The sequence below is a fragment of the Bacteroidales bacterium genome, from assembly GCA_026418905.1.
In the GTDB taxonomy this organism is placed as follows: Bacteria; Bacteroidota; Bacteroidia; order Bacteroidales; family DTU049; genus JAOAAK01.
In genome coordinates this window covers 1-1,518 of the sequence record JAOAAK010000012.1, presented here as the reverse complement: position 1 = coordinate 1,518, position 1,518 = coordinate 1, and the positions used below count along the sequence as shown (strand labels likewise).

The window sequence follows — 1,518 nt, the reverse complement described above, 5'->3', positions numbered from 1 at the left end:
AGAGATATGTTTTGTTGAGATTCGCTATCAAGAAAGTTCTTTGACTATATTTGCAACAGGATATTTACTATATTAGAAAAAAAATGAACGTTGTGATTCGCTATCAAGAAAGTTCTTTGACTATATTTGCAACAGGAGAATACGCTGAAGCTTCGATCTGATGCGGGTTATCTTGTGATTTTTAGAATGAAAAAAAGCCTGTTGCAAATGAAAAAATCCCCTCAAAGAGGGGATTTTTTATTTTCTACGATTTAGAACAATACAAGTTGGCGAGTTCCTTCAGGGGGTTTTTTCTTTTCGGCATTTCTGAAATAAATAGCTTCACTAAATTGTTTGTCGGTGATTTTATAAATGAGTACCGAGCCTTGGGGTGGTAGATTTTGGAAAACACGGTTGATGTGGACCTGAGCTTTGTCAGGACTTCCACAATGACGGGAATAGACACTGAATTGTAGCATAATAAATCCGTCTTCGAGCAAAAATTTTCGAAAGTCGGTGGCTGCTTTTCTTTGTTCTTTGGTAGTTACTGGCAGATCAAAACAACACATGACCCACATGATACGATACTCACTTAATCTGGAAGATTTCATGTTTAGGCAATTTAATGTTCAGACGAGGATAGAGGATTTTTCTTTTTTCATTCAGAAAGCAATGAGCTAGCGACGTTGCCGTTCGATGCGATGCTACGAGCAAAGGGCTTTTTTCGTTTTCCAAGTGAACATCCATGAGAGGTATGGTGAGAAGTTCTTTTTTGATTTCTTTCGTAAGCTCTTTGTCATGAGGGTATTTTTTCATGATATGGATAACACAAAGATCAACATAAGGTCGGTAGGGTTCCATCAGGTCATCGGCCAGACAATAAGCATTGTATTTGTTATGATGATGTATTCCCAAGGAGGGGAAAAGTCCTGCAGCCACGATGGCGCGAGCCATGACAGCACGTAAAATGGCATACCCGTAGTTAAGCAAATTGTTGGGATAGGGACCTACTGGATCTCTTGTAAAATGGGGCATGGAAGGAAAAACATGTGCCCAATAATAATGAGCAGCGGCAGCTTCACGGTTGGTCGTATCTCCACTGCGAACATCGTGATAAAATTCCAGAAGGGGATGCGACTTGTCTCCCTGAAATTCAAGCACATGAGCTTGATTGTAGATTTTTGCTTGCACGGTCTGACGCCATAGGTTTTTAACAAGAGGTTCACTGGCTTGAATTTGTGCACGTATACGTTGCGACTGAACATGATGACCTTCCAATGGAAGAAGTAAACCATTAGGTAAGTAAGAATCGTTACATGTGATTACAGCTACGTTGTTTTCCATCAATTCAGATAGAGCTCCGCTCGTAATGGTAATTTGTGGATGATCAATAATCACCACACCTACATCTTCGATGGGAATCGACTTTTCCTCAGGAGGTTCTAATTTAAGTGTAATCTTAAGTTGCTTGCGTTCCAATCGTATATGAGCAGGATTGCCAAAATAAACAACATGCTTTATCATGAATGTTCAATCCAA

The 1,518-nt window shown here is 39.7% G+C and carries 2 protein-coding genes; both read right to left on the bottom strand.

The genetic code is table 11. From position 1 onward, the window contains the following. Positions 1 to 251 precede the first annotated feature (251 nt). On the bottom strand, positions 252 to 590 hold the full coding sequence (cas2, locus tag N2Z72_02665; GenBank protein ID MCX7696579.1) for a CRISPR-associated endonuclease Cas2: 339 nt from the start codon (positions 588 to 590) through the stop codon (positions 252 to 254). After that, entirely contained in the window at positions 568 to 1,503 is a 936-nt protein-coding gene (gene cas1, locus N2Z72_02660; GenBank protein MCX7696578.1) for a type II CRISPR-associated endonuclease Cas1, read from the bottom strand. The genes cas2 and cas1 overlap by 23 nt, the downstream gene beginning before the upstream one ends. Between the last annotated feature and the right edge of the window lie 15 nt (positions 1,504 to 1,518).